This window comes from Xanthomonas sp. LMG 12461, from assembly GCF_009192935.1.
Taxonomy (GTDB): Bacteria; Pseudomonadota; Gammaproteobacteria; order Xanthomonadales; family Xanthomonadaceae; genus Xanthomonas_A; species Xanthomonas_A sontii.
The window spans coordinates 1-26,888 of the sequence record NZ_NQYT01000062.1 but is presented as its reverse complement, the minus strand read 5'-3'; the positions used below and the strand labels follow the sequence as shown (position 1 = coordinate 26,888).

The 26,888-nt window shown below is 70.0% G+C and carries 23 protein-coding genes; 16 read left to right on the top strand and 7 right to left on the bottom strand.

Annotation, left to right across the window (positions count from 1 at the left end):
* Positions 1-221: 221 nt before the first annotated feature.
* A complete protein-coding gene (locus CEK68_RS16440; protein WP_193314230.1) occupies positions 222-3,338 on the top strand; it encodes a discoidin domain-containing protein in 3,117 nt (1,038 codons plus the stop codon).
* A 156-nt stretch (positions 3,339-3,494) separates the two neighbouring features.
* Here the strand turns inward: CEK68_RS16440 and CEK68_RS16435 are convergent, their stop codons facing one another.
* From CEK68_RS16435 to zwf, 5 genes are all read right to left on the bottom strand, one after another.
* Complete coding sequence (locus CEK68_RS16435) at positions 3,495-4,148, bottom strand: bifunctional 4-hydroxy-2-oxoglutarate aldolase/2-dehydro-3-deoxy-phosphogluconate aldolase (RefSeq protein ID WP_017909681.1); 654 nt, start codon at positions 4,146-4,148, stop codon at positions 3,495-3,497.
* Between the two features lie 76 nt (positions 4,149-4,224).
* The gene (gene edd, locus CEK68_RS16430) at positions 4,225-6,141 is read right to left on the bottom strand and encodes a phosphogluconate dehydratase (RefSeq protein ID WP_148828437.1); all 1,917 of its coding nucleotides are present in this window, start codon (positions 6,139-6,141) and stop codon (positions 4,225-4,227) included.
* Between the two features lie 138 nt (positions 6,142-6,279).
* The gene (gene pgl / locus CEK68_RS16425; RefSeq protein ID WP_017917731.1) at positions 6,280-6,999 is read right to left on the bottom strand and encodes a 6-phosphogluconolactonase; all 720 of its coding nucleotides are present in this window, start codon (positions 6,997-6,999) and stop codon (positions 6,280-6,282) included.
* Positions 6,996-8,003, bottom strand: a complete 1,008-nt coding sequence (glk, locus tag CEK68_RS16420) for a glucokinase (protein WP_017909678.1) — start codon at positions 8,001-8,003, stop codon at positions 6,996-6,998. Before glk ends, pgl begins: the two co-directional genes overlap by 4 nt.
* Positions 8,000-9,436, bottom strand: coding sequence for a glucose-6-phosphate dehydrogenase (zwf, locus tag CEK68_RS16415; RefSeq protein WP_026144039.1), 1,437 nt, complete (start codon positions 9,434-9,436; stop codon positions 8,000-8,002). The genes glk and zwf overlap by 4 nt, the downstream gene beginning before the upstream one ends.
* Before the next feature lie 441 nt (positions 9,437-9,877).
* On the opposite strand from zwf, the gene ugpC reads away from it, so the two are divergent.
* Complete coding sequence (gene ugpC / locus CEK68_RS16410; protein WP_152240020.1) at positions 9,878-11,002, top strand: sn-glycerol-3-phosphate ABC transporter ATP-binding protein UgpC; 1,125 nt, start codon at positions 9,878-9,880, stop codon at positions 11,000-11,002.
* Between the two features lie 26 nt (positions 11,003-11,028).
* On the opposite strand, the gene CEK68_RS16405 is transcribed toward ugpC, so the two are convergent.
* Positions 11,029-11,901 (bottom strand): folate-binding protein YgfZ, encoded by an 873-nt coding sequence (locus CEK68_RS16405; protein ID WP_193314228.1) that lies wholly within the window; start codon positions 11,899-11,901, stop codon positions 11,029-11,031.
* A gap of 39 nt (positions 11,902-11,940) precedes the next feature.
* On the opposite strand from CEK68_RS16405, the gene CEK68_RS16400 reads away from it, so the two are divergent.
* The 9 genes from CEK68_RS16400 (at position 11,941) to lolD (ending at position 18,457) form a co-directional block, all read left to right on the top strand.
* Positions 11,941-12,111: a DUF1674 domain-containing protein gene (locus tag CEK68_RS16400; RefSeq protein WP_152240018.1), complete on the top strand. Its 171-nt coding sequence runs from the start codon at positions 11,941-11,943 to the stop codon at positions 12,109-12,111.
* A 60-nt stretch (positions 12,112-12,171) separates the two neighbouring features.
* The gene (gene sdhC, locus CEK68_RS16395; RefSeq protein ID WP_017912577.1) at positions 12,172-12,564 is read left to right on the top strand and encodes a succinate dehydrogenase, cytochrome b556 subunit; all 393 of its coding nucleotides are present in this window, start codon (positions 12,172-12,174) and stop codon (positions 12,562-12,564) included.
* Positions 12,561-12,947: a succinate dehydrogenase, hydrophobic membrane anchor protein gene (gene sdhD, locus CEK68_RS16390; RefSeq protein WP_010342655.1), complete on the top strand. Its 387-nt coding sequence runs from the start codon at positions 12,561-12,563 to the stop codon at positions 12,945-12,947. Before sdhC ends, sdhD begins: the two co-directional genes overlap by 4 nt.
* A 33-nt stretch (positions 12,948-12,980) precedes the next feature.
* A complete protein-coding gene (gene sdhA / locus CEK68_RS16385; protein ID WP_017908441.1) occupies positions 12,981-14,771 on the top strand; it encodes a succinate dehydrogenase flavoprotein subunit in 1,791 nt (596 codons plus the stop codon).
* A 111-nt stretch (positions 14,772-14,882) separates the two neighbouring features.
* Positions 14,883-15,665 carry a succinate dehydrogenase iron-sulfur subunit gene (locus CEK68_RS16380; protein WP_017908442.1) on the top strand — a complete coding sequence of 261 codons (783 nt, stop codon included), beginning with the start codon at positions 14,883-14,885 and terminating at the stop codon, positions 15,663-15,665.
* Positions 15,666-15,792: 127 nt separating this feature from the next.
* Positions 15,793-16,041 carry a succinate dehydrogenase assembly factor 2 gene (locus CEK68_RS16375; RefSeq protein WP_017912578.1) on the top strand — a complete coding sequence of 83 codons (249 nt, stop codon included), beginning with the start codon at positions 15,793-15,795 and terminating at the stop codon, positions 16,039-16,041.
* Positions 15,992-16,444, top strand: coding sequence for a hypothetical protein (locus CEK68_RS16370; protein WP_152240017.1), 453 nt, complete (start codon positions 15,992-15,994; stop codon positions 16,442-16,444). The genes CEK68_RS16375 and CEK68_RS16370 overlap by 50 nt, the downstream gene beginning before the upstream one ends.
* A 23-nt stretch (positions 16,445-16,467) precedes the next feature.
* Positions 16,468-17,712, top strand: a complete 1,245-nt coding sequence (locus CEK68_RS16365) for a lipoprotein-releasing ABC transporter permease subunit (protein ID WP_010342649.1) — start codon at positions 16,468-16,470, stop codon at positions 17,710-17,712.
* A gap of 37 nt (positions 17,713-17,749) precedes the next feature.
* The gene (gene lolD, locus CEK68_RS16360; RefSeq protein ID WP_017909302.1) at positions 17,750-18,457 is read left to right on the top strand and encodes a lipoprotein-releasing ABC transporter ATP-binding protein LolD; all 708 of its coding nucleotides are present in this window, start codon (positions 17,750-17,752) and stop codon (positions 18,455-18,457) included.
* A 403-nt stretch (positions 18,458-18,860) separates the two neighbouring features.
* On the opposite strand, the gene CEK68_RS16355 is transcribed toward lolD, so the two are convergent.
* Positions 18,861-19,925, bottom strand: coding sequence for an SDR family oxidoreductase (locus CEK68_RS16355; RefSeq protein ID WP_148828431.1), 1,065 nt, complete (start codon positions 19,923-19,925; stop codon positions 18,861-18,863).
* A gap of 258 nt (positions 19,926-20,183) precedes the next feature.
* On the opposite strand from CEK68_RS16355, the gene CEK68_RS16350 reads away from it, so the two are divergent.
* Genes CEK68_RS16350 through lpxK form a run of 5 tightly spaced genes read left to right on the top strand, consistent with a single transcriptional unit; the run spans position 20,184 to position 26,531 of the window.
* Positions 20,184-22,736, top strand: a complete 2,553-nt coding sequence (locus tag CEK68_RS16350; protein ID WP_152240016.1) for a DNA internalization-related competence protein ComEC/Rec2 — start codon at positions 20,184-20,186, stop codon at positions 22,734-22,736.
* On the top strand, positions 22,630-23,289 hold the full coding sequence (locus CEK68_RS16345) for a MotA/TolQ/ExbB proton channel family protein (protein ID WP_026143405.1): 660 nt from the start codon (positions 22,630-22,632) through the stop codon (positions 23,287-23,289). The genes CEK68_RS16350 and CEK68_RS16345 overlap by 107 nt, the downstream gene beginning before the upstream one ends.
* A gap of 4 nt (positions 23,290-23,293) precedes the next feature.
* Positions 23,294-23,731, top strand: a complete 438-nt coding sequence (locus tag CEK68_RS16340) for a biopolymer transporter ExbD (protein ID WP_010342642.1) — start codon at positions 23,294-23,296, stop codon at positions 23,729-23,731.
* Positions 23,728-25,500, top strand: coding sequence for a lipid A export permease/ATP-binding protein MsbA (gene msbA / locus CEK68_RS16335; RefSeq protein ID WP_152240015.1), 1,773 nt, complete (start codon positions 23,728-23,730; stop codon positions 25,498-25,500). The genes CEK68_RS16340 and msbA overlap by 4 nt, the downstream gene beginning before the upstream one ends.
* Positions 25,497-26,531: a tetraacyldisaccharide 4'-kinase gene (gene lpxK, locus CEK68_RS16330; protein WP_152240014.1), complete on the top strand. Its 1,035-nt coding sequence runs from the start codon at positions 25,497-25,499 to the stop codon at positions 26,529-26,531. The genes msbA and lpxK overlap by 4 nt, the downstream gene beginning before the upstream one ends.
* Positions 26,532-26,888 lie beyond the last annotated feature (357 nt).

Sequence of the window (26,888 nt, the reverse complement as noted above, 5' to 3'; positions counted from 1 at the left end):
GGCGCGCGTTGCGCCGAATGCCTGGCCATGGAGTGCCAGGTCTGACGTGTAGGAGCGGCTTCAGCCGCGACAACATGCAAGGCGATGCCGTGGCGCGCCGATGGGTGCGATGCCCGCTGGGATGCACAGATACATACAAGCAGACACGCAACGAAACGACAGCGACGGGGAAGGCGATGAGGGACGGGATGGCGATGACGTGCGCACGCGCGATGCTGGCGATGCTGGGACTGGCGGCCGCCCATGCCGTCGCCGCGCCGCCGACCTCCACGGTGACGCTGGACAGCTTCAACGATCTGGACAAGTGGCAGATCGTCGTCTCCAACCAGGTCACTGCCTCGACCCGGCTGGTGCAGGCGCCCAGCGGCGGCCGCGCCAAGGCGCTGTGCCTGGACTACGACTTCAACGGCGTGTCCGGCTATGCCGGGATCCGCCGCAGCGTGCCGATCGAGTACCCGGACAACTACCAGTTTTCGTTCCAGCTGCGCGGCGAGTCGCCGAGCAACGACCTCCAGTTCAAACTGGTCGACGCCAGCGGCGACAACGTGTGGTGGGTCAACCGGCCGCACTACGACTTCCCCACGCAGTGGAGCACGGTCACCTACAAGAAGCGGCAGATCGACAAGGCCTGGGGACCGAGCCCGGAGAAGGAGCTGACCCGCAGCGCGCAGATCGAGTTCACCATCTACAACCAGGTCGGTGGCGCCGGCACGGTGTGCTTCGATCAGCTGACCCTGACCCCGTTGCCGCCGCAGGACACCTCGCCGCTGACGGTCAAGGTCAACACCGATACCGCGCCGGCGCTGGAGCAGCGCATCGCCGACGGCAAGCCCGACACCGTCTGGTACAGCGGCAACGCCAAGACCCAGACGGTGATGCTGGACCTGGGCAAAGTGCGCGAGTTCGGCGGCGCCAAGGTGCAGTGGGCGCCGGGCGTCTATGCCTCGCGCTACACCGTGCAAGGCTCGGCCGACGGGCGCAGCTGGCGCGAGTTGCGCAGCGTGACCGCCGGCAACGGCGGCACCGACTGGCTGGCGCTGCCGGAAACCGAGGCGCGCTACGTGCGCTTCGACCTGCAGGAAGGCCCCAGCTTCCGTTACGGCATCGCCGACATCACGCTGCAGCCGCTGGCCTTCGCCGCCACCCAGAACGACTTCATCAAGTCGGTGGCGGCGCAATCGACCCGCGGCTGGTTCCCGCGCGGCTTCAGCGGCGAGCAGCCGTACTGGACCATCGTCGGCCTGGATGGCGGCCGCGAGCAGGGCCTGGTCGGCGAGGATGGCGCGATCGAGGTGGGCAAGGGCGGCTTCAGTATCGAGCCGTTCCTGCTGCTGGACGGCAAGCGTCTGAGTTGGGCCGACGTCAAGACGGCGCAGAGCCTGCAGGACGACTACCTGCCGATTCCCAGCGTGGACTGGACCCACGACAATGCCGCGCTGCGCGTGACCGCGTTCGTGCAGGGCGAGCCGGAGCAGGCGCAACTTGTAGCGCGCTACCGGCTCAGCAACCCGGGCAAGCAGCCGCACGATTACACCCTGGCGCTGGCGGTGCGTCCGTTCCAGGTCAATCCGCCCAGCCAGTTCCTCAACACGGTCGGCGGGGTCAGCCCGATCCGCTCGCTGGCCTTCGCCGGCACGCAGGTGCAGGTCAACGGCCAGCCGCGGGTGTTCGCGGTGCAGAAGCCCGATGCCGCCTACGCCAGCGCGTTCGACGCCGGTATGGACGTCGAACGGCTGAGTACCGACGCCAGCGGCCTGCCGCAGCAGGCACAGGATCCGGACGGCCTGGCCTCCGGCGCCTTGCTGTACCGCGGGCGGCTGGCCCCGGGCGAGGTGCGCGAGGTGGCGCTGGTGATCCCGCAGACCGGCAACGCCGGCGTGCCGGCAGGCTTCGACGCAGCGCGTGCGCAGCAGCAGGTCGCCGCGCAGTGGCACGAGAAGCTGGACCGCGTGCAATTGCACGTGCCGGCGCAGGGCAAGGCGGTCACCGACACGCTGCGCACCGCGCTGGCGCACATGCTGATCTCTCGGATCGGGCCGCGCCTGCAGCCGGGCACGCGTTCGTACTCGCGCAGCTGGATCCGCGACGGCGCGATGATCTCCGAAGGCCTGCTGCGCCTGGGCCGCGCCGACGTGGTGCGCGAGTACGTGGAGTGGTATGCGCCGTACCAGTTCGCCAACGGCATGGTGCCGTGCTGCGTGGACGATCGCGGCAGCGACCCGGTGCCGGAGAACGACAGCCACGGCGAGCTGATCTACAGCGTCGCCGACTACTACCGCTACAGCGGCGACCGCGCCTTCCTGGAACAGATGTGGCCGCACGTGCTCGGCGCGTACACCTACATGGAACAGCTGCGGCTGAGCGAGCGCACCGACGAGAACCGCGCGCGCAACGCGGCCTTCTACGGGATGATGCCGGTGTCGATCAGCCACGAGGGCTATTCGGCCAAGCCGATGCACTCGTACTGGGACAACTTCTGGGCGCTGCGCGGCTACAAGGATGCGGTGAGCATCGCCGCCGAACTCGGCCGCATCGACGATGCCGCGCGTTTCGCCGCCTCGCGCGACCAGTTCCGCCAGGACCTGTACGCCTCGCTGGACGCGGCCACCCAGCAGCACCACATCAATTTCCTGCCGGGCTCGGCGGAGCTGGGCGATTTCGATCCGACCTCGACCACCATCGCGCTGGCGCCGGGCGGCGAGCAGGGCCGGCTGCCGCAGGCGCTGCTCGACAATACCTTCGAGCGCTACTGGAGCGAGTTCGTCGGCCGCCGCGACGGCACCCGCGAGTGGAAGGACTACACGCCGTACGAGTGGCGCAACGTGTCGGCGTTCGTGCGCCTGGGCTGGCGCGAGCGCGCGTGGGAGGCGACGCAGTTCTTCTTCAAGGACCGCACGCCGCAGCCATGGAACCAGTGGGCCGAAGTGGTCTCGCGCACGCCGCGCAAGCCGTTCTTCCTCGGCGACCTGCCGCATGCCTGGGTCGCCTCGGACTTCGTGCGCTCGGTGCTGGACATGTTCGCCTACGCCCGCGACGTCGACGACAGCCTGGTGCTGGCCGCCGGCATCCCCGCCGACTGGCTCGACGGCAAGGGCGTGGCGATCGAGCAGTTGCGCACCCCGCAGGGCCCGCTGAGCTACCAGCTGCGCCGGCAGAACAACCGGCTGCTGCTGAACATCCCCGAGGGCCTGCGCATGCCCAGCGGCGGCCTGGTGCTGCCGTGGCCGTACCCGGGCGAACCGGGCCGCACCCTGGTCAACGGCGAAGCGGCGCAGTGGGAGCACGGCGAACTGCGCATCCACGCGTTGCCGGCGGATGTGCAGATCGAGGTGCGGTGAAGCCGGGAATGGGGAGTGGGGAATCGGGAATCGCAACAGCAAAAGAAAAGCGCCGGCATGCCGGCGCTTTTTTTCTTTCTGGAGTATCGAGTTGTGAGAGCCGAGGTTCTGGCTTTAACGATTCCCGATTCCCCACTCCCGATTCCCGGCTAGGCGCTACCGCGCCGCCGCCACGATCGCCGCCGCCTTCGCCGAGCTTTCGCGCACCTTGTCCCAGGCGCCGTCGGCCAGCCAGTCCTTGGGCACCATCCACGAGCCGCCGATGCAGACCACGTTCGGCTGGGCCAGGTATTCGGCGGCGGTGCTTTCGCCGATGCCGCCGGTGGGGCACAGCTTGAGCTCGGCCAGGGGGCCGGCCAGGCCCTTGAGCATCGCCAGGCCGCCGACGGCGGAGGCGGGGAACAGCTTGCACACGCGGAAGCCGCGCTCCATCAGCGCCAGCAGTTCGCTCGGGGTGGCCGCGCCCGGCACCACCGGTAGCGGTGCCTGCGCCAGGGCGTCGGCCAGGGTCGGGGTGGTGCCCGGGGTGACGATGAAGTCGGCGCCGGCGTCGATCGACTGCTGCAGCTGGGTGGCGTTGAGCACGGTGCCGGCGCCGATCACGATGTCCGGCAGTTCGCGCTTGAGCATCGCCAGCGCGTCCATCGCCACCGGCGTGCGCAGGGTCAGTTCGATCGCCGGCAGGCCGCCTTCCAGCAGCGCGGCCGACACGCGGCGCGCTTCTTCCAGGGTGTGGACGGTGACGACGGGCAGGATGCCGGCCGCGCGCAGCAGCTGTTCGGCCTTGGTCTGGTGTTCGGCGATGGTCATGGGCGTCTCGGTTGCGAAGGGGGCGAGGCCCCGGCCGCGCACGGCCAGGGCGGGGGAGGGCGAACGGCGGCGCCGGTCAGGCGTCCTTGGCCTCGTGCGGCGCGGCGGCGGCCTCGGCATCGCGGCCCAGGTCGTACTCGGCGTCGTAGTTCCACAGGTCGCCGTCGGCGGCCGGCGGGCCGCAGGAGATCGACAGCGCACCCTGGTCGGCCGGGCCGACCATGCGGCGGTTGAGCCCGAACAGGTTGCGACCCAGGTCGTGCGCGGCCGGCGCGGTGTTCGGCGCCAGCGGGCGTGCGGCCCACTCGGCGGCGTCCACCAGCACTTCCAGGGTGCCGGCCTCGCCGTCCAGGCGCACGATGTCGCCTTCGCGCACCCGCGCCAGGGGGCCGCCGCGCGCCGCTTCCGGGGTCACGTGGATGGCCGCGGGGAACTTGCCGGAGGCGCCGGACAGGCGTCCGTCGGTGACCAGCGCCACGCGCCGGCCCTGGTTCTGCAGCAGGCCCAGCAGCGGCGCCAGTGAATGCAGTTCCGGCATGCCGTTGGCCTGCGGGCCCTGGTAGCGCAGCACCACCACGAAGTCGTGCGGCAGCGCGCCGGCGGCGTGCAGCTTGTTCAGCGCCTGCGGCGCGTCGATCACCACGGCCGGCGCTTCGATGGTGCGGAACTGCGGCTTCACCGCCGACAGCTTGATCAGCGAGCGGCCGAGGTTGCCGCGCAGCAGGCGCAGGCCGCCCTGCGCCTCGAACGGGTTGGACGCCGGGCGTACCACGGCCTCGTCGGCGCTCTTGGCCGGGCTCGGCACGTAGGCCAGCTTGCCGTCCTGCACGCAGGGTTCGTCGCCGTAGGCGCGCATGCCGCCCGGCACGATGGTGGCCAGGTCGTCGTGCATCAGCCCGGCGTCCATCAGCTCGCGGAACACGAAGCCGATGCCGCCGGCGGCGGCGAAGTGGTTCACGTCGGCCTCGCCGTTCGGATACACCCGCGCCAGCAGCGGCACCAACTGTGACAGCGCGTCCAGGTCGTCCCAGGTCAGCACGATGCCGGCCGCGCGCGCCACCGCCAGCCAGTGGATGGTGTGGTTGGTGGAGCCGCCAGTGGCCATCAGCGCGACCACCGCGTTGACGATGGCACGCTCGTCGATCAAGCGGCCCAGCGGGCGGAAGTCGCTGCCCAGGGCGGTGATGCGCAGCGCGCGCTCGGTCGCCTGCTGGGTCAGCGCCTCGCGCAGCGGGGTGCCGGGATTGACGAAGGAGGCGCCGGGCAACTGCACGCCCATCGCTTCCAGCAGCACCTGGTTGGAGTTGGCGGTGCCGTAGAAGGTGCAGGTGCCGGGGGCGTGGTAGGACGCCGATTCGGCGGCCAGCAGCTCCTCGCGGGTGGCCTGGCCGGCGGCGTAGCGTTCGCGCACCTCGGCCTTCTGCTTGTTGGGGATGCCCGGGGTCATCGGCCCGGCCGGCACGAACACTGCCGGCAGGTGGCCGAAGGCCAGCGCGCCGATCAGCAGGCCCGGCACGATCTTGTCGCACACGCCCAGGTACAGGCTGGTGTCGAACATGTCGTGGCTGAGGCCGATCGCGGTGGCCTGGGCGATCACGTCGCGCGAGAACAGCGACAGCTCCATGCCCGGCCGGCCCTGGGTCACGCCGTCGCACATCGCCGGCACGCCGCCGGCGACCTGCGCGGTGGCGCCGAGCGCGCGCGCGGTGCTGCGGATGATCTCCGGGTAGTGCTCGAACGGCTGGTGCGCCGAGAGCATGTCGTTGTAGGCGGTGATGATGCCGAGGTTGGGGGTGATCCCGCCTTCCAGCCGGCTCTTGTCGGTGGGGCCGCAGGCGGCGAAGCCGTGGGCGAGGTTGCCGCAGCTCAGGCGGCTGCGGAACGGACCGTCGCGCAGCGCGGCGTCGATGCCGGCCAGGTAGGCGCGCCGCGACGGCGCACTGCGCTGGCGGATGCGTTCGGTGATCGCGTGGAGGGTCGGATGCAGGCTCATTGGCGGACGTGGCTATGAAGGGGGAGTCGGGAATCGGGAATCGGGAATCGGAAGAGCGGGAAGCGGGAATCGGAAGAGCGGAAAAGCGTCAGCGCGCAGCCGTTGCGAATCCCTAATCCCCAATCCCCAATCCCGGCCTCACTCGCACCAATGCACGCGCAGGCGCGCACCAGGCGTGTCGAAGGCGACGCGGATCGGGTACTCGTGCGGATCGGTGCCGGCCAGCGCGCGCTCCAGCACTTCCAGCTTCTGCTTGCCGCGCAACAGCAGCATGCGTTGGCCGATCGGCGCCAGGCCGGCCGGGGTCAGGGTGATGCGCAGCGGCCAGGTGTTGGCGCCGGGGCAGCCGGTGGCGTCGAGCGTGGCGTAGGGCAGCGGGTTGGCCAGGGCCTTGTTCAGGTCGGTGGCGCCCGGGAACAGCGAGGCGGTGTGGCCGTCGCCGCCCATGCCCAGCACCGCCATGCACGGGGCCGGGGCGTGCTGCGCGTGCAGATTGGCCGCGTGCACGCAGTCCTGCAGCGGCTTGCCGACGCGCACCAGCGGTTCGAAGCGCGCCTCTTCGGCGCGGTCCAGCAGACTGTGCCGGACCAGGTAGGCGTTGCTGTCGCTGTCCTGCGGCGACAGCCAGCGCTCGTCGACCAGGCCGACTTCCAGCTTCGACCAGTCCAGCGGCAACTCGGCCAGCGCCTGGTACACCGGCGCCGGGGTGGTGCCGCCGGACAGCAGCAGGCGCGCGCCGCCGCGGCGCTGGATCTCCTCGCGCAGCGCGGTGCCGATCTCGGCCGCCGCCGCGTCGATCCATTCGTCCGGATCGTCGTAGCGGATCAGCGTGATGCGGTCGGACAGCGTGGGGCTCATGCGATGGCTCCTGGGGATTGCCGCGCGGCGTCCACCGCGTAGGCGGCGGCGCCGAGCAGGCCGGGACGGGGATGGATCACCGCCAGCGACGGCACCCGCGCCATGATCGACGAAAACCGGCCCTTGTGCTCGAAGCGCTGGCGGAACCCGGAATGCTGGATCGCGTCGAGCATCTTCGGTACCAGCCCGCCGGTCAGGAACACGCCGTCCCAGGCGCCCTGCATCAGCACCAGGTCGCCGGCGATGGCGCCGAACACGGCGCAGAACACGTCCACCGTGCGCATCGCCCGGTAGTCGCCCTGCGCGGCACGCGCGGTGATGTCCTCCGGCTGCAGCGGGCCCGGGTCGTCGCCGGCGATCTCGCTGAGCGCGCGGTGGATGTTGACCAGGCCGGGGCCGCAGATCAGGCGCTCGTTGGAGACGCGGCCGAACTGCTGCGAGAGCAGTTCCAGGATGCGGATCTCCTCCGGCGTGCCCGGCGGGAAGCTGACATGGCCGCCCTCGGTCTCCAGCGGGAAGCAGCGCCCGCCGCGCATCAGCAGGCCGCCCACGCCCAGGCCGGTGCCGGGGCCGATCACGCCGTAGTTGCGCGGCACCTCGACCGGCGACGGGGTCCAGCTGGCGCCGCCGACCTGGACCACGTCCTGCGGCCGCAGCAGGCTGATCGCCATCGCCTGCGCGGCGAAGTCGTTGATCAGGTGCAGTTCGTCGAAGCCGAGCATGGCGCGGGTGCGCGCCCGCGAGATCACCCACGGATGGTTGGTGATGCGCGCCTCGTCGCCGTCGACGCGGCCGGCGACCGCGAAGGTGCCGCTGCGCGCGTCCACCCCGGTCTGTTCCAGGTAGTGGCGGGCGGCGTCGCCCAGCGACGGGAACTCCACCACCGAGTAGGTCTGGGTGCTGTCGTCGAGCAGCGGCACCGAAGCGTCGAGATCGGCAAGGGCGAAACGGGCATTGGTGCCGCCGATGTCGGCGACCAGCACCGGGCGCTGCGGCGCGCTCATTGCGCGACCTTCGGCGCGGCGCCGGACTGGTCGCAGGAGACGTAGGCCTGCGCTTCCTCCGGCCCCCAGCTGCCGGCCGGGTAGGGCAGCAGCGGCAGGTGCGCCTGCGCCCAGGCGGCGCTGACGCTGTCGATCCAGGCCCAGGCGGCGCGGACTTCGTCGTCGCGCACGAACAGCGCATGGTTGCCGTTGAGCGCGTCGAGCATCAGCCGCTCGTAGGCGATGCGCCGATGCAGGCCGGTGGGCACCGACAGTTCCAGTTCCAGCGGCTGCAGTTCCAGCGCGCCCCATTCCGGGCCGGCCAGGCTGCTCATCAGCCCCAGTTCGATGTTTTCCTGCGGCTGCAGCTGGAAGGTCAGCCGGTTCGGCGCCACCTGCTGCGCGGCCGGGCGCTCGAACAGCCAGTGGGTGACCGGCTTGAGCGTGACCACCACGCGGGTGGAGCGCTCGGCCAGGCGCTTGCCGGTGCACAGGCGGAACGGCACCCCGGCCCAGCGCCAGTTGTCGATGTAGGCGGTGACCGCGGCGAAGGTCTCCACGTCGCTGCCTTCCGGCGGCTGGTAGGCCTGCGCCGGCTGGCCGTTGATGGTGCCGGCGGTGTAGCGCCCGCGCACGCTGTCGCGGGCGGCATGCTCGGCGCTGAGCGGACGCAGCGCGCGCAGCACCTTGACCTTCTCGTCGCGGATGCGGTCGGCTTCCAGCGACGCCGGCGGCTCCATCGCCACCAGGCACAGCAACTGCAGGATATGGCTCTGCACCATGTCGCGCAGCGCGCCGGAGCGCGCGTAGTAGGCGTCGCGGCCGTCCACGCCCTCGCTCTCGGCGACCAGGATGTCCACCGACTCGATGTAGTTGCGGTTCCACACCGCTTCCAGCAGGGTGTTGCCGAAGCGCAGCGCGATCAGGTTCTGCACCGCGGCCTTGCCCAGGTAGTGGTCCAGGCGGAACACGCGGTCCTCGTCGATCAGCGCGCCGATCGCCTGCACGATCTCGCGGGCGCTGTCCGAATCGTGGCCGATCGGCTTCTCCAGCATCAGCCGGTGCGGCGCGGCCAGGGCGCCGCCCAGGGCCAGGCCCTGGCAGGTGCTGATGTACAGCCCCGGCGGGATCGCCAGGTAGCTCACGCAGCGGCGTGCGGTCAGGTCGCGCACCGCGGCGGCCACCGATTCGGCATCGCGCAGGTCCACCGAACGGTAGTCGATGCGTGCCAGCAGCGCCTGCACGATCGATTCGCCGATCTGCGGCATCGCCGCCTGCAGGCGCGGCTTGAGGATCTCGTGGAACTTGGCGGTGTCGTGCGGCGACAGCGCCAGTGCGCGGATGCGGAAGTCTTCCGGCAGGAAGCCGTCGTCGAGCATGCGCAGCAGCGAGGGGAACAGGTAGCGCTGGGCCAGATCGCCGGTGGCGCCGAACAACAGGAAGGTATCGTGCATCGACCGGGTTTCGGTTTCGGGTGACATGGTGTCGATCACCTGGGGGCTAGGAGTGACGTGGCGTGGGAAAGCGAACGGCGGCGACGGCCTGTATCCGGCCGGTTCGGGCGAGGGCGTGACGCGGGAGGGCCGCCAGGCGGGAACGCACGATCCAGGAGATGAATACGACTGCCAGACCTCTGAGCATACCTCTCCAATGCCTCATGCTGCAGGTCGGTCGTCATCCGGCAGGATGACGGCGGCGCGCCGGATCGGCGGCTGGCGGATCGCATTGCATGCCCTCCCAGGCTCGATGTTGCCCCGTGAAAACGGTTACATGGCAGAATACCGCATCGCGATCCATTGTTGCCTGCGCGCGGGCATGATGCGACCCGAATTCGTATGCACTGCCCTCGGGAGGGACCGGCGGCAGCCCGTTCCTCACTGCCGGAAACCGGATACATGGCGAAAGTACAACTGGACAACATCCGCAAGGTCTACGACAACGGCCAGGTCGCCGTGCACGGGGCCAGCTTCGAAGTGGCCGACGGCGAACTGATGGTGCTGGTCGGGCCCTCGGGCTGCGGCAAGTCCACGCTGCTGCGCATGATCGCCGGCCTGGAAGAGATCAGCGGCGGCGAGCTGCGCATCGGCGAGCGCGTGGTCAACGAGGTGGCGCCGAAGGACCGCGACATCGCCATGGTGTTCCAGAGCTACGCGCTGTACCCGCACATGACCGTGGCCGAGAACCTGGCGTTCGGGCTCAAGCTGCGCGGCGAGAGCAAGGAGGTCATCCGCCAGCGCGTGGCCGCCGCCGCCGACACCCTGGGCCTGACCCCGATGCTGGACAAGCTGCCGCGGGCCATGTCCGGCGGCCAGCGCCAGCGCGTGGCGCTGGGCCGGGCGCTGGTGCGCGAACCGGCGGTGTTCCTGCTCGACGAGCCGCTGTCCAACCTGGACGCCAAGCTGCGCCATTCGGTGCGCACCGAGATCGCGCAACTGCACCGCAAGCTCGGCACCACCATGATCTACGTCACCCACGACCAGGTCGAGGCGATGACCCTGGGCCAGCGCATCGTCGTGCTCAAGGACGGGCTGATCCAGCAGATCGACACGCCGATGGCGCTGTACGACCGCCCGGCCAACCTGTTCGTGGCCGGTTTCCTCGGCAGCCCGGCGATGAACGTGCTGCGCGGGCGGTTGGTCGACGAGGGCGGCCTGCAACTGCAGTTGCAGGACGGCGGGCGGGTGCCGCTGCCGGGTGCGCAGGTCGCGCCGCAGTGGTTGGGCCGTGAGCTGGCGATCGGCGTGCGGCCGGAGCACCTGCAGCCCAGCGACGACGCGCAGGGCGGCTTCGAGGCCACCATCGAGGTGATCGAGCCGGTCGGCAACGAGATCTTCATCAATCTCAGCCACGGCGCGCAGCCGCTGGTGATGCGGGTGGCGCCGCGTGCGCTGCCGGGCCTGGGCGAGCGCCTGCGGGTGGCGGTGCGCGGCGACGCGCTGCACTTCTTCGATGCCGAGAGTGGGGGGCGTCTGGAGGTGCGGGATTCGGGATTGGGGATTGGGGATTCGCAACAGCCGTAAGCGAAAGCTGGCGTTACGGCGCGCGCTCAGCGCGCCAGGCCGTCGATCAGGGGCTGCCACCTTGCGGGGTGGCCGTCGATGTCCAGTCCCGCCGGCGGCGCCTCCTCGAGCGGCAGCACCGCCAATGCCAGGGTGCCGGCGACGCTGACCACGCTGCCGAATGGCTGGCCGTCGCGCTGCACCGCTGCATCGATGGCGACGGGCGCATCCACTTCCAGCAACTGCACCGCGCGCTTGGCCTTGCCCAGGAAGTGGGTGCGGGCGACGATTTCCTGGCCGGGGTAGCAGCCTTTCTTGACGCTGAAGGCGTGCAGCCGGTCCAGGCCCAACTGCTGCGGCGTCCACTGTTCGCGCTGGCTCGGCGCAAGCCGGGCCAGGCCTAGCCGCAGGTCGGCCGCGCGCCAGGCCTCAGCCAGCACCGGGTCGGCGGCCGGCGCATCCGCGGCCGGCGTCGGCACCAGGCGCAGGGTGCGCGGCAGGCCGTCGCCGCCCATGTCCAGTTCGATCACGCCGGCCTCATCGTGCGCTGACGTCGCGCCGCGGGCCTGCTCGGGTAGGCTCAGGCGACCGAAAGCAACAAGCGTGTCCTCGACCGTCACGCGCAGTTTGCGCCGGAACACGAAGCGGCCCAGTGCCGTTGCCAGTTCCTCGGCGCCGCCGTCGGCCAGCAGCATCAGCAAGGCGTCGTCGGCCTGGCGCAGCAGCGCGAACACCGCGATCACCCGGCCCTTGGCGGTGAGCCAGGCGTTCCACTGCCACTGGCCCACGGCCAGCGCCTGCACGTCGTTGGCGAATTGCGCATGGGCGAAGGCCGCTGCATCCGGACCGCGCAATGCGACGTATTGCAGGTGTGGCAAGGCGGAAAAACCGCCGGATTCTAGATTCAGGTTGTCAGGCACGAGAGGGGAGGACTAAAATTGACGAGTTGTGAGACCCGCATGATAGGCCAACCAACCCCCACACCCGAGTCCGATCCCGAAACGCAGCGGCCCGCCGAGGACACCCCTCCGCAGGCCGAGCCTGCGCCGCGGGAGATCGGCGGGCGCGGCGGCCTCGAGCCGACGCGCTACGGCGACTGGGAGAAAAACGGACGCTGCATCGATTTTTGAGCAGCTTTGAGCCAACGCGGCCTTAAGCACGCCGCCCAGCCGAGACAACGAGCCCAGCGAATGGCTACGCGCGAACGTCCCCTTTCCCCGCATCTGCAGGTCTATCGCTGGCAGATCCAGATGGTGACCTCGATCCTGAATCGAGCCACCGGCATCGTGCTGTCGATCGGTGCCCTGATCATCGCCGCCGGCCTGTTGGCGCTGATGCTCGGCCCCGCCTCCTGGAACTGCTTCCGCGACATCGCCGGCGCCTGGTACGGCCAGGTGTTCCTGTTCGGCTGGACCTGGTGCTTCGCTTTCCACCTGTTCGGCGGCCTGCGCCACATCCTGCAGGATTTCGGCCAGGGCTACGCGGTCCGCGCCTTCGTCACCATCGGCTGGCTGTCGGTCGTGCTCAGCTTCGTGCTGACCGCCGCGGTGTGGGCCTACGTGCTGCTGGGAGCCACCGCATGAGCCGCTATCGCACCCCGTTGAAGAATGTCCGCGGCCTGGGCGCGGCCAAGACCGGCACCGAGCACTTCGTGCTGCAGCGCCTGACCGCCACCGCCCTGGTGCCGCTGTCGATCTGGTTCCTGATCTTCGTGCTGAGCCTGCTCGGTTCGGACTACGTCGCCGCCACCGAGGCCGTGGCCAAGCCGTGGAACGCGATCCTGCTTGTCGGCTTCCTGATCGCCGCGTTCTGGCACGCCCAGCTTGGCATGCAGGTGGTGCTGGAAGACTACGTGCACACCTCGCTGCTGGCCTTGGCCGCGCAGACCATCGTGCGCTTCGTCGCCGTGCTCGGCGCCATCGTCAGCATCTTCGCCGTGGCGCGCATCGCGCTGGGCATCGCCTGATCCATCGGCGCCCCCTCTAGGAACCACATTTCGATGTCCGCTTACAAGATCACCGAACACAAGTACGACATGGTCGTGGTCGGCGCCGGCGGCGCCGGCCTGCGCGCCACCTTCGGTCTGGCCCAGAAGGGCCTGCAGACCGTCTGCCTGACCAAGGTCTTCCCGACCCGTTCGCACACCGTGGCCGCGCAGGGCGGCATCTCCGCCGCGCTCGGCAACATGGGCGAGGACGACTGGCGCTACCACTTCTACGACACCATCAAGGGCTCGGACTGGCTGGGCGACCAGGACGCGATCGAGTACATGTGCCGCGAGGCGATCCCGGCGATCATCGAGCTGGAGCACTACGGCGTGCCGTTCAGCCGCACCGAGGACGGCAAGATCTACCAGCGTCCGTTCGGCGGCATGACCACCAAGTACGGCGAAGGCCCGTCCGCGCAGCGCACCTGCGCCGCCGCCGACCGCACCGGCCACGCCATGCTGCACACGCTGTACCAGCAGTCGCTGGCGCACAACGCGCGCTTCATGATCGAGTACTTCGCGCTCGACCTGATCTTCGACGAGGAAGGCGCCTGCCGTGGCGTGCTCGCCCTGGACATGGCCGAAGGCTCGCTGCACCTGTTCCGCGCCCACGGCGTGGTGCTGGCCACCGGCGGCTACGGCCGCGCCTACTTCAGCGCCACCTCGGCGCACACCTGCACCGGCGACGGCGGCGGCCTGGTGATGCGCGCCGGCCTGCCGATGCAGGACATGGAGTTCGTGCAGTTCCACCCGACCGGCATCTACGGCGCCGGCTGCCTGATCACCGAAGGCGTGCGCGGCGAAGGCGGCATCCTGCGCAACAGCAGCGGCGAGCGCTTCATGGAGCGCTACGCGCCGCACTACAAGGATCTGGCCTCGCGCGACGTGGTGTCGCGTTCGATGACCATCGAGATCCGCGAAGGCCGCGGCGTCGGCGAGCACAAGGACCACATCCTGCTCGACCTGACCCACCTCGGCCCGGGCGTGATCGACGAGAAGCTGCCCGGCATCGCCGAGAGCGCGCGCATCTTCGCCGGCGTCGACGTGCACAAGCAGCCGATCCCGGTGATCCCGACCGTCCACTACAACATGGGCGGCATTCCGACCAACTACCACGGCGAGGTGGTGCGCAAGGACGGCGACAACCCCGATGCGGTGGTGCCGGGCCTGTACGCCATCGGCGAGGCCGCCTGCGTGTCGGTGCACGGCGCCAACCGCCTGGGCTCCAACTCGCTGCTCGACCTGGTGGTGTTCGGCCGCGCGGTGGCCAACCGCTGCGCCGAGACGATCAAGACCGGCGCGCCGCACAAGGGCCTGCCGGGCGACGCCTGCGACAAGGCGCTGGGCCTGCTGGACAAGCTGCGCAACGCCAACGGCAGCACCCCGACCTCGGTGATCCGCGACAAGATGCAGCGCACCATGCAGTCCGACGCGGCGGTGTTCCGCACCAGCAAGACGCTGAAGGAAGGCGTGGACAAGATGGCCGACATCTTCGCCAGCTTCGAGGACGTCAAGGTGTCCGACCGCTCGCTGGTGTGGAATTCCGACCTGATCGAGACCTACGAGCTGAACAACCTGCTGCTCAACGCGGTGGCGACGATCAACTCGGCCGAACAGCGCAAGGAAAGCCGCGGCGCGCACGCCCACGAGGATTTCCCCGACCGCGACGACGTCAACTGGCAGAAGCACACGCTGGTCACCGTCGACGACAAGGGCCAGTGCAGCTTCGACTACCGCCCGGTGCACATGTACACGCTCAGCAAGGACGTGGACGTGGTGCCGCCGAAGCCGCGCGTTTACTGACCACAGCCGGGAAACGGGAGTAGGGAATCGGGAATCGAGAACAGCGCATGCGCTCTTCGCTCCCGCTTCCCATTCCCCATTCCCCAATCCCCATTCCCGGATTTTAAAGCCATGGCAGAGTTCACCCTCCCCAAGAATTCCAAGATCGGCAAGGGCAAGCACTTTCCCGCCAAGGGCGCGAAGAACGTGCGGACCTTCAAGGTCTACCGGTGGAATCCGGACGACGACAGCAACCCGCGGACCGACACCTACGAGGTGGATCTGGACGCGTGCGGCCCGATGGTTCTGGACGCGCTGATCAAGATCAAGAACGAGATCGACCCGACCCTGACCTTCCGCCGCTCGTGCCGCGAAGGCATCTGCGGGTCGTGCGCGATGAACATCGACGGCACCAATACGCTGGCCTGCACCAAGGCGATCAGCGACTGCGGCAAGAAGGAAGTGCCGATCTACCCGCTGCCGCACATGAGCGTGGTCAAGGATCTGGTGCCGGACCTGACCCACTTCTACGCGCAGTACGCCTCGATCAAGCCGTGGATCCGCACCCAGACCCCGCCGCCGCCGGACCGTGAGCGGCTGCAGTCGCCGGAAGACCGCAAGAAGCTCGACGGCCTGTACGAGTGCATCCTGTGCGCGTGCTGCTCGACCAGCTGCCCGAGCTACTGGTGGAACGGCGAGCGTTACCTGGGCCCGGCGATCCTGCTGCAGGCCTACCGCTGGATCATCGACTCGCGCGACGAGGACACCGGTGCGCGCCTGGACGATCTGGAAGATCCGTTCAAGCTGTACCGCTGCCACACCATCATGAACTGCGCGCGGACCTGCCCGAAGGGGCTGAACCCGGCGCTGGCGATCGCCGAGATCAAGAAGCTGATGATGGCGCGCCGCGCCTGATCGCAGCGGCACACGTTCCATACGGCGGGCCTGCCCGCCGACCGCGCGGCACCGGCTTTCGGGTTCGGTGCCGCGTTCGTTTTCGGCGGCTGCCGTGCGGCGCCGCCCCCAGGCAAGGGCGCATGCGATGGACGAGAGCACCGAACTGAAGAAGCTGCGCTGGCGCTGCCGGCGCGGCATGCGCGAACTGGACCAGTTGTTCGGCCGCTACCTGGACCGGCGCTGGGGGGAAGCTTCCGAGGACGAGCGCGGGGTTTTCCTATACCTGCTCGATTGCGAGGACGATAAGTTGTGGCGATGGTTCATGGGCTACGAGGCCTGTCCCGATGCGCGCGCCGCCGATCTCATCGCTTCCATCCGCGCCATGCCGGCTTGACTGGCGCCCGTCGCGCTGGCTGCTGGCCGCGCTGACCCTGCTCGGCGCGCTGGCGCCGCTGTCGCTGCTCGGCTCCGACCTGCCGCCGCACCTGGCCTGGCCGGCGGCCGCGCTGGCGCTGCTGTACGCGGCGTGGCTGCTGCGCCGTGAGGCCGGGCGGGCGCCGCGCGCGCTGCTGATTCCTGCCGGTGCCGGTGCGCCCAGCGTCGATGGCGTGGCGGTGAGCGCGCTGCAGGTCGCCTGGCGCGGACCGCTGGCGTTCGTGCGCTGGCGCGATGCGCAGGGGCGTACGCAGCGCCTGGCGTGGTGGCCGGACACGCTGCCGCCGGCGGCACGACGTGAACTGCGTCTGGCCGCTGCCGCCCATGCCGCTTCGTCTGCGCCGCCGCAAATGGCACCATAGCGCTCCCTGGATGGTGGCTGCGCATGTTCAAACCCTTACCCGTGGCCATCGGCCTGCGCTATCTGCGCGCCAAGCGCCGCAACAACTTCATCTCCTTCATCTCCATGGCCTCGATCCTCGGCATCGCCCTGGGCGTGACCGTGCTGATCACCACCCTGGCGGTGATGAGCGGCTTCCAGAAGGAGATCCGCGACCGCCTGCTGCAGATGGCCGCGCATGCCACGGTCAGCGCGCAGGGCGCGCCGATGGAGGACTGGCAGCACGCGGTGGACGTGGCCATGCGCGACAAGCGCGTCGCCGGCGCCGCGCCCTACGTCGAGGAAGAGGCCCTGCTGACCGGCCAGCGCAACCAGCCAGCGATCGTTCGCGGCATCCTGCCCAAGGAAGAGGCCAAGGTCTCGGTGCTGGCGCAGAAGATGAAGCAGGGCTCGGTCGACAGCCTGACCCCGGGGTCCTACAACATCCTGCTCGGCCAGGAACTGGCGCTGTGGCTGGGCGTAGGCGTCGGCGACAAGGTGGTGGTGATGCTGGGCGAGCCGCAGGCCAGCCCGATGGGCATGGTGCCGCGCTACAAGCGCTTCACCGTCAGCGGCATCTTCGAGGCCGGCTACAACGAGATCGACCGCGGCCTGGCGGTGACCAGCATGCCGGACCTGCAGCGGGTGCTGCGCATGGGCGACGGCGTCACCGGCGTGCGCCTGAAGTTGTACGACATGGATCAGGCCTGGAACGTGGCGCGCGACCTGGCGCTGAACCTGCACGGCCCGTACATGGTCAGCGACTGGACCCGCGAGAACGCCAACCTCTACCAGTCGCTGAAGATGGAAAAGACAGTGATGGGCATCCTGCTGTCGCTGATCATCGCGATGGGTGCGTTCAACCTGGTGTCCTCGCAGGTGATGCTGGTGACCGACAAGCAGGCCGACATCGCGATCCTGCGCACGCTGGGACTGAGCCCGGGCGGGGTGATGCAGGTGTTCATGGTGCAGGGCACGCTGATCGGCGTGATCGGCACCGTCGCCGGCGTGATCGGCGGCATCGTGCTGACGCTCAACCTGGAGCGGATCCTGGCCGGCATCGAGGCGGTGTTCAACATCAAGCTGCTGCCGGAGGACGTCTACTACATCACCGGCCTGCCCACCGACATGCAGCCGCACGACGTCATGGTGATCACCATCGTCGCCTTGCTGATGAGCTTCCTGGCCACGCTGTACCCGGCCTGGCGCGCGGCGCGCACGCAGCCGGCGGAGGCGCTGCGCTATGAATGAGAGCCGGGAATCGGGAATGGGCAATCGGGAATCGGGAATGCAGAAGCGACAAGCGGACGCGGCGATCCGCGCCGAAGGCCTGGCCAAGACCTATGCCGAAGGCAAGATGCGCACGCCGGTGTTCGACGGGCTGGAGCTGAGCGTGGCCGCCGGCGAGACCGTGGCCATCGTCGGCGCGTCCGGTGCCGGCAAGAGCACCTTGCTGCACCTGCTCGGCGGCCTCGACGTGCCGACCTCCGGCGAGGTCTACGTGGCCGGCCAGCGCATGTCGGCGCTGACCGACGCGGCGCGTGGGCAGTTGCGCAACCGTTCGCTGGGCTTCGTCTACCAGTTCCATCACCTGCTGCCCGAGTTCACCGCGCTGGAGAATGTGATGATGCCGGTGCTGCTGGGCGGCGCGCCGATCCAGGACGCCGATGCCCGCGCCCGCGCGCTGCTGGAATCGGTGGGCCTGGGCCATCGCCTGGAGCACAAGCCGGGCGAACTGTCCGGCGGCGAGCGCCAGCGTGCCGCGGTGGCGCGTGCGCTGGTCAATCGCCCGGCCTGCGTGCTCGGCGACGAGCCGACCGGCAACCTCGACGACAAGACCGCGGCCAACGTGTTCGCGCTGATGCTCGAACTCAACCGCGCGCAGGGCACCAGCCTGGCCCTGGTCACCCACGACCGCAGCCTGGCGCGCAAGCTGGACCGGGTGCTGGAACTGCACCAGGGCAAGCTGCGCGAACTGGCGCCTGCGGACGTTTGAATGGGGAGGCTGCCGCACGGCGGCCCCGAACCGCGGGTGGTCGAGCATGATCGCGGCCTGACGATCGCGAGGGGCTCAAGCCTCTTTCAGGGGGGGGCTGGCGTGGCAGCCATGCTTCCCGTGGCCGTCCTTCGATCCCGACGACAGCGCTGTCCTGCGGCTGACGCAGGCCGCGTCGGGACTGAAGTCCCTCCCACAGGGAGATCCTTCTCACAGGTACGCCGGCGCATCGTCGTGCGGTAGGAGCGGCGTCAGCCGCGACACGAACGTTACCGATAGCCCCTGTCGCGGCTTAGCCGCTCCTGCAAGTGCAACCGCATGCGGGAGCGACTTCATTGCGACGAACGCAGCCGACCATGTCGTCGGCCCCGGTTGCCGACAGCGCCTGACCAAGCCTCGTCCCTCAGGGAATCACCCGCTGCGCGCGCAGCCGCGTGAACAGCTCCAGGAACGAGGCGCGGCTGTCGTAGTAGCCGAGGAAGCCGAGATCGCGGCTCTTGGTCATGTCGTTGACGCACTCGATCTCGCGGCCCAGATCGGCATCGGTATGCCACCACGACGCCAGTTGGTTCACATCCGCCTGCACCAGCCCATGCTGCTCGGCGATCTCGCGCCACAGCGCAGGCGCAGTGTCCTGCAGGCGCGGCTGCAGCGGCATCGGCGCCTCCGGATAAGGGGCAGGGTCCAGGCCGAAGAACGCGGCGATCTCGCCCCACATCCAGCGCCAGCGGAACACGTCGCCGTTGACCGTGTTGAAGGCCTGGTTGCGTGCGGCCGGATTGGTCGCGGCCCAGGCCAGTTGGCGGCCGAGCAGGCCGGCGTCGGTGAGGTCGGTGAGGCTGTCCCACTGCGCGCGCGAACCGGGGAACACGAACGGCTGCCCGGTGTGCTTGCACAGCGTCGCGTACACCGCCAGGGTCACGCCCATGTTCATCGCATTGCTGCCGTTGGCCTGGCCGATCATGGTGTGCGAGCGGTGCACGCTCCAGCCGAAGCCATGGCGCGCGGCGGCGTCGAACAGCAGGTCTTCCAGCGTGTAGTAGAAATTCTCGCCCGGCTGCCGCGGTTCGCTCTCGCGGAACGGCGTCTCCGCCTTGCCGCTGCCGTAGTGCTCGAACGAGCCCAGGTAATGCTTGGTGCCGGTGACCAGCGCCATGTGCTGCAGCGTCGCGCCGTCCAGGCCCTCGCACAGGTGCCGCAACATCGCGCCGTTGGCGGCGACGTTCTCCTTCTCGGTGTCGCGCCGCGTCCAGGTGCAGAAGAACACGTGGGTGATCGGCAGCCCGCGCAGCGCCGCGATGGTGGCGTCGCGGTCGAGCAGATCGACCGCCACCGGAATCACGCCTTCCTGCGGCACCGGACGGCGTGCCAGCCCATAGACGGTCCAGCCCTCGGCGACCAGCACGTTGGCGAGGTTGTAGCCGGAGATGCCAGTGACTCCGACGATCAATGCGATGCCCTTGCGCATGCGCGAACTCCTTACGACGTGGGGTATCGCACCTTAGGCGCGGGGCGATGAAGCTGCGGAGAACTGCGTCGGGACTGTGACGCGGCGCGCGCTCGCGCGTTAGGCGAATTCTGACGCGGTGCCGCGGCATGGACCGATGGCTCGCGTCCAGGCTGGATGCGACGCTGGCATCGCGATAAAGACGGTGTCGCGCGATGCGCATGTCGCGCCGCTTCGTCTCGCTGCTTCCGATCCATCGATGCCAAGGAGGGCAAGCACATGCAACCGTCGGCAGACGCGGTGCCTCGCCAGGGCCCCGCCGCGGCTCGCGCTGCCCGCTGGCCGGCACCGGCGCCGTTCGGCGCTGCGGTCGCGGCCAGCCTCGCCGCCGGCGTGCTGGCCGCGCTGTGGCTGCCGCGCCTGCTGCCCTGGCCGCTGGCCGTGGCGATCCTGCTCGCCGGGGCGTCGCTGTACGTGGCGGCGCCGCGCTGGCGCTGGCTGGGCGCCTTCGCGATCGGCGCCGGCTGGCTGGCGCTGATCGCCGGCATGGTGCTGGCGCGGCAGTTGCCGGCCGACTGGGAAAAACGCGTGGTCGACGTCCGCGGCCAGGTGGTGGAACTGCCGCAGGCGGAGACCCGCCGCACCCGCTTCCTGTTCCGGGTGGACAGCGACGCGGCGCAGCCGGCGCCGTTGCGCGGGCGCCTGCTGCAATTGGCGTGGTACGACGACTTCGGCACGCACCAGGCCGGGCCGCGTAGCGCCCTGAGCGCCGGCGCGCGCTGGCAGTTGCAGGTGCGCCTGCGCGCGCCGCGCGGCTTGAGCAATCCGGGCGGCTTCGATGCCGAGGCCTATGCGCTGGCGCAGCGGATCAGCGCCAGCGGCTATGTGGTGGCGCCGCAGGCGGCAGCGCAATTGACGCCGGGGCAGGGCATCGACGCCTGGCGCGCCGACATGTCCGCACGCATCGCCGCGGCCGTGCCGCAGGCCTCGGCGCGCTACGTACAGGCGCTGGCGCTGGGCGATACCCGGCGGCTGGACGATCGCGACTGGCGCATCCTGCGCGCCGCCGGCCTGACCCATCTCATCGCCATTTCCGGCTTCCATGTCGGCCTGGTCGCCGGCGCCTTCGCACTGCTCGGCGGCGGCCTGTGGCGGCTGTGGCCGCAACTGGGCCGCTACTGGTCGCGCCGCCAGGCCGCGGCGGCGCTGGCGCTGCTCGGCGCCGGCGGCTACACCCTGGTGTCGGGCATGGCCCTGCCGACCGTGCGCACCGCGCTGATGATCGCGGTGTTGGTGGCGGCACGGTTGTGGCGGCGACCGGTGCGGGTGGTCGACGCATTGGCGCTGGCGGCGATTGCCATGCTGCTCTGCGACCCGCTGGCGGTGCTCTCGGCCGGCTTCTGGCTGAGCTTCCTCGGCGTCGCCTGGCTGGCTTGGTGCATGCCCGATGCCGGTCGTGGCTGGCGCGAGACGCTGCGCAGCTTCCTGACCGCGCAAGGCGTGGCCACGGTCGGCCTGCTGCCGGTGAGCACGATGCTGTTCGGGCAGGCCTCCGTGGTCGGGCCGCTGGCCAACCTGCTGGCGATCCCCTGGTGGAGCCTGGTGGTGGTCCCGCTGGCCTTGCTCGGCACCGCGCTGGAGGCGTTGCACGCCGGTGCCGGCGCCTGGCTGTGGCGCCTGGCCGCGGCCTGCTTCGACCTGACCTGGCCATTGTTCGTCGCCCTGGGCGAGAGCCGCTTCGCCCTGCGCTGGCTACCGGAGGCGCGCGACTGGGCGCTGCCGCTGGCCCTGCTGGGCGCGTTCTGGTTGCTGTTGCCGCGCGCGGTGCCGGGCAAACCGCTGGCGGCGATGCTGTGGTTGCCCTTGCTGTGGCCGCCGCTGGAGCGACCGCGACCGGGCGAGGTCGATCTGGTGATGTTCGACGTGGGGCAGGGGCTGTCGTTGCTGGTGCGCACCGCCCACCATCAACTGCTGTACGACACCGGGCCGGCGGTGGAGGACGGCTACGACGCTGGCGAGCGGGTGGTGGTCCCGGCGCTGCATGCGCTTGGCGTGGCGCGGCTGGATCGCGCGGTGATCAGTCATGGCGACAACGACCACGCCGGCGGCCTGGGCGCGGTGCGCGCGGCGCTGCCGATCGGCCTGGTCCAGGCTCCGGCCGGCGCGCCGGTGCCGCTGGACCGCCCCTGCGTGACCGGCGATGCCTGGGAATGGGATGGCGTGCGGTTCCGGTTCCTGCATCCGGCGCCGCACTTTCCCTATCTGCGCAACGAATCCAGCTGCGTGCTGCGCGTGGAAACCGTGCATGGCGCGCTGTTGCTGGCCGGCGATATCGGCGACGTGGTCGAGCGCACGCTGCTGCGCGAGGCGCCGCAGGCGCTGCGCGCCGACGTCGTGGTGGCGCCGCACCATGGCAGCGCGCATTCCTCGCAGCCGGCCTTCGTCGCCGCCACCGGCGCGCGGCTGGTGCTGGTGTCGGCGGCCTACGGCAACCGCTTCGGTCATCCGCATCCGGGCGTAGTGGCGCGCTGGCAGGCCGCCGGCGCCGAGGTCGCCGGCACGCCGCAGGGCGGTGCGCTGCGCGTGTGGCTGGGGCGCGCCGGCCTGCAACTGCGCGAGCGGCGGCCCTGGCGGGCGCGGCTGTGGGACGCGGCGGAGCGGGCGCGGGCGGCTGCTATCCTATCGGCCAGTGAACGAACGGCCGAGCGTGCCGGAGGGTTGCGACGTGTGGGAACTGGTCAAGGCCGGTGGCTGGCCGATGGTGCCATTGCTGCTGTTGGGCGTGGTCGCGCTGGCGATCGTCCTGGAGCGGTTCTGGAGCCTGCGCCGTAGCGAGGTGTTGCCGCCGGGACTGGGCCAGGAAGTGCGCAACTGGGCCACGCGCGGCAAGCTCGACCCCACCCACATCGAATCGCTGCGGCGCAATTCGCCGCTGGGCGCGCTGCTCGCGGCCGGCCTGGACGTGCGCAACCGTCCGCGCGAGATCGTGCGCGAGCGCATCGAGGATACCGGCCGGCACGTCGTGCACCGCATGGAGCGTTACCTGAACGCGTTGGGCACCATCGCCTCGGCCGGGCCGCTGCTCGGCCTGCTCGGCACCGTGGTCGGCATGATCCAGATGTTCCTCGGCATCCTCGACCATGGCCTGGGCGACGTGAACCAGCTCGCCGGCGGCATCGGCAAGGCGCTGGTGTGCACCGCCACCGGCATGATCATCGCGGTGCCGGCGCTGATCTTCCATCGCCATTTCAAGGGCCGCATCGCCGGCTACGTGATCGAGATGGAGCAGGAAGCCACCGCGCTGACCGACGCGCTCGACGGCCATGGCCGTGCGGTTGCGCCGGCACGCGGCGCCGCGTCGAACGCCGCGTCGGCCAAGGGCTGAGCCGGTGCGGATCCGCGACGACCGTGGCCAGGACGAGCCGCACATCGACCTGGTGCCGTTGATCGACGTCATCCTGGTGCTGATCATCTTCTTCGTCGTGACCACCACCTTCGATGCGCGTTCGACGCTGCAATTGCAGCTGCCCAACGCCAGCGACCGCAACGCGCCGCCGCCGGCGCGCGCGCTGAGCGTGCTGATCAACGCCGACGGGCATTACTTCATCAACGACCAGGAAGTGCTGCGCACCGACGTGGAGTCGGTCAAGCGCAGCATCGCCCAGGTCGCCGGCGACGACCGCGAGCAGCCGGTGCTGCTGCGCGCCGACGCGCGCACGCCTTACCAGGCGGTGGTCACCGCGCAGGACGCGCTGGGCCAGCTCGGGTTCCGCCGCATCGCCATCGCCACTGCCCCCGAAGTCAACAGGGACGGAAGCTCCAAGTGAATGTACCCACCGACGTGCCCGTCCAGGATTCCCCCTGGCGGACCTATCGCCGCCTGTTGTCCTATGCCGGCGGCTACCGCGGTCTGCTGCTGATCGCCGCCGTCGGCGCGCTGCTGGAAGCGCTGGCCGGCTCGGGCTTCCTGGCGCTGATGAAGCCGATCACCGACGAGACCTTCATCGCCCGCAATCGCGAGGTGGCGATGTGGTTGCCGTTGCAGATCGTCGGCCTGTTCGTGCTGCGCGGCATCGCTGGCTACGTCACCGACATGTCGATGGGACGCGCGGCGCGGAGCATTTCCCGCGATTTCCGGGTCAACGTGCTGGACAAGTACCTGCGCCTGCCGGGCAGCCGCTTCGATGCCGAGCCGGTGGCGTCGATGCTGGTGCGGCTGGGTTCGGACAGCGAGCAGGTGGCGCAGGCCGCGGTCGACGCGATGAAGGTGATGGTGCAGCAGACCCTGCAGATCGTCGGCGCGCTGGCGGTGATGCTGTGGTACAGCTGGACGGTGACCGTGACCATCCTGCTGGTGGCGCCGCCGCTGGCGTGGGTGATGGACCGCGTGGCCAAGCGCTACCGGCGGGTCAGCCACCGCATCCAGGAGAGCAACGCCGAGCTGATGCAGTCCGCCGAGCAGGCCCTGTCCGGCAACCAGGAGGTCAAGGTCTACGGCGCGCGCGCCAGCGAGATGGAGCGCTACCAGCACCTGGCCGACACCAACCTGCACCTGGCGATGAAGGTCGAGTCCACCCGCGGCATCTCCTCGGCCGCGGTGCAGTTGCTGGGCGCGATCGGCCTGGCCGCGCTGCTGCTGATCGCCGGCCACGAGGCGCTGGCCGGGCGCCTGACCGCCGGCGAGTTCGTCTCGCTGATGACCGCGATGATGGCGATCATCCCGGCGCTGAAGAACCTCACCAATGTGCAGAACATGCTGCAGCGGGGCGTCGCCTCGGCGCAGCGGCTGTTCGTGGTGCTGGATGCGCCGGAGGAACAGGACAGCGGTACCCGCCACATCGAGCGCGCGCAGGGCCGGATCGAGTTCCGCGAGGTCACCGCCGCCTATCCGGGGCAGGCGCGGCCGGCGCTGGCCGAAGTCAGCTTCGTCGCCGAACCCGGCACCGTCACCGCCATCGTCGGCCGCTCCGGCAGCGGCAAGTCGAGCCTGGTCAAGCTGATCCCGCGCTTCTACGACCCGCAGTCCGGGCAGATCCTGCTCGATGGCCACCCGCTGCAGGACTATCGGCTGGAGGATCTGCGCCGACAGATCGCCCTGGTCGGCCAGCAGGTGATGCTGTTCGACGGCAGCATCGCCGAGAACGTCGCCTACGGCGAGATGCGAGAGGCCAGCCCTGCGCAATTGCAGCAGGCGATCGCCGATGCCAACGCGATGGAGTTCGTCGAGCACCTGCCCGAGGGCGTGCAGGCGCAGGTCGGGGCCAAGGGAGGACGCCTGTCCGGCGGTCAGCGCCAGCGCCTGGCGATCGCCCGCGCCATGCTCAAGGACGCGCCGATCCTGATCCTCGACGAGGCTACCGCGGCGCTGGACAACGAATCCGAGCGGCTGGTGCAGGACGCCTTGCACCGGCTGATGCCCGACCGCACCACGCTGGTCATCGCCCACCGCCTGTCGACCATCGAACACGCCGACCAGGTGCTGGTGATGGACCACGGCCGCATCGTCGAGCGCGGCACCCACCGCGAGCTGCTGGCGCTGGGCGGGGTGTATGCGCACCTGCACAGCATGCAGTTCCGCGAAAGGCAGTTCGGATGAGCGAGCGCGGGCCGCACACCCCCGCCTATTGGTACGGCACGGGTTCGCCGCCGCTGCACGCGCGCGTGCTGACCCCGCTGTACGCGGCGGCGATCGCGTTGCGCCGCGCGCTGTACCGGCGCGGCTGGCGCAAGCGCCACAGCATCGCCGCGCCGGTGGTGGTGGTGGGCAATCTGACCGCCGGCGGCACCGGCAAGACGCCACTGACCATCGCCCTGGTGCAGCGCCTGCGCGACGCCGGCTGGAGCCCGGGCGTGGCCAGCCGCGGCTACGGCCGCAGCCAGCCGCAGGAGCCGCGCTGGATCGAGCCGGGCACCTCGGCCGAGCAGGGTGGCGACGAGCCGGTGCTGATCGCGCGCAAGACCGGCGTGCCGGTGCGGGTGGACCGCGACCGCGTGGCCGCGGCGCGCGCGCTGCTGCAGGCCGGCTGCGACATCGTGGTCTGCGACGACGGCCTGCAGCATTACCGGCTGCAGCGCGACATCGAGATCGAGGTGGTGGACGGCCAGCGCCGCTACGGCAACGGCCGCCTGCTGCCGGCCGGGCCGCTGCGCGAGCCGGTGGCGCGCGGCAACGAATGCGATTTCCGGGTCGTCAATCTGGGACAGGCCAGCGACAGCGGCGCGCTCGAAGTCGGCTTCGGCGAATGGGCGATGCGCCTGCGCATCGACAGCGCGCAACCGTTGCACGGCGGCCGTGCGCGGCCGTTGCGCAGCTTCGCCGGCCAGCGCGTGCACGCCGTGGCCGGCATCGCCCACCCGCAGCGCTTCTTCGACATGCTGCGCGCGCAGGGCATCGGCGTGGTCCCGCATGCCTTTCCCGACCACCACCAGTACCGCGCCGCGGATCTGGCCTTCGGCAGCGAACTGCCGGTGCTGATGACCGAGAAGGACGCAGTCAAGTGCGCCGCCTTCGTCAACGATTGGTGCTTCAGCGTGCCGCTGGTCGCCGAGCTGCCGGCGGCGTTCTGGATCGGCCTGCTGGATCGGCTGGACAAGCTGCGCGGCCGCGCGGGCGGGACCGGCGACTAGCGGCGCCTCTCAGCACCGGTTTCCGCCTCAATCGCACCGGATCCAGCGTTAGCGGCTTCAGCCGCGACGGGGCGTTCCCGGTCAAGCCCATCGCGGCTGAAGCCGCTCCTTGTATCTGGACATGTCGCCCCTAAACAGGCGTCATGTCTTCCGACTGATCATCGGAGGAGGTGCGGGAGGTCCAGTCGCTCCTTGTATCTGGACATGTCGCCCCTAAACAGGCGTCATGTCTTCCGACTGATCATCGGAGGAGGTGCGGGAGGTCCAGTCGCTCCTAAAGCTTCGAGCTTGCATCGTAGATCGGCTCCGCCCTCCACATGCTGGCCCTTGTGTGTCCGAACGGTATCCAGAGTCCGC

Coding starts and splice junctions, on each gene's coding strand:
- CEK68_RS16440 (WP_193314230.1), top strand. CDS start 222: ATGCTGGGACTGGCGGCCGCCCATGCCGTCGCCGCGCCGCCGACCTCC.
- CEK68_RS16435 (WP_017909681.1), bottom strand. CDS start 4,148: ATGACCATCGCCGAACACCAGACCAAGGCCGAACAGCTGCTGCGCGCG.
- edd (WP_148828437.1), bottom strand. CDS start 6,141: ATGAGCCTGCATCCGACCCTCCACGCGATCACCGAACGCATCCGCCAG.
- pgl (WP_017917731.1), bottom strand. CDS start 6,999: ATGAGCCCCACGCTGTCCGACCGCATCACGCTGATCCGCTACGACGAT.
- glk (WP_017909678.1), bottom strand. CDS start 8,003: ATGAGCGCGCCGCAGCGCCCGGTGCTGGTCGCCGACATCGGCGGCACC.
- zwf (WP_026144039.1), bottom strand. CDS start 9,436: ATGCACGATACCTTCCTGTTGTTCGGCGCCACCGGCGATCTGGCCCAG.
- ugpC (WP_152240020.1), top strand. CDS start 9,878: ATGGCGAAAGTACAACTGGACAACATCCGCAAGGTCTACGACAACGGC.
- CEK68_RS16400 (WP_152240018.1), top strand. CDS start 11,941: ATGATAGGCCAACCAACCCCCACACCCGAGTCCGATCCCGAAACGCAG.
- sdhC (WP_017912577.1), top strand. CDS start 12,172: ATGGCTACGCGCGAACGTCCCCTTTCCCCGCATCTGCAGGTCTATCGC.
- sdhD (WP_010342655.1), top strand. CDS start 12,561: ATGAGCCGCTATCGCACCCCGTTGAAGAATGTCCGCGGCCTGGGCGCG.
- sdhA (WP_017908441.1), top strand. CDS start 12,981: ATGTCCGCTTACAAGATCACCGAACACAAGTACGACATGGTCGTGGTC.
- CEK68_RS16380 (WP_017908442.1), top strand. CDS start 14,883: ATGGCAGAGTTCACCCTCCCCAAGAATTCCAAGATCGGCAAGGGCAAG.
- CEK68_RS16375 (WP_017912578.1), top strand. CDS start 15,793: ATGGACGAGAGCACCGAACTGAAGAAGCTGCGCTGGCGCTGCCGGCGC.
- CEK68_RS16370 (WP_152240017.1), top strand. CDS start 15,992: ATGCGCGCGCCGCCGATCTCATCGCTTCCATCCGCGCCATGCCGGCTT.
- CEK68_RS16365 (WP_010342649.1), top strand. CDS start 16,468: ATGTTCAAACCCTTACCCGTGGCCATCGGCCTGCGCTATCTGCGCGCC.
- lolD (WP_017909302.1), top strand. CDS start 17,750: ATGCAGAAGCGACAAGCGGACGCGGCGATCCGCGCCGAAGGCCTGGCC.
- CEK68_RS16355 (WP_148828431.1), bottom strand. CDS start 19,925: ATGCGCAAGGGCATCGCATTGATCGTCGGAGTCACTGGCATCTCCGGC.
- CEK68_RS16350 (WP_152240016.1), top strand. CDS start 20,184: ATGCAACCGTCGGCAGACGCGGTGCCTCGCCAGGGCCCCGCCGCGGCT.
- lpxK (WP_152240014.1), top strand. CDS start 25,497: ATGAGCGAGCGCGGGCCGCACACCCCCGCCTATTGGTACGGCACGGGT.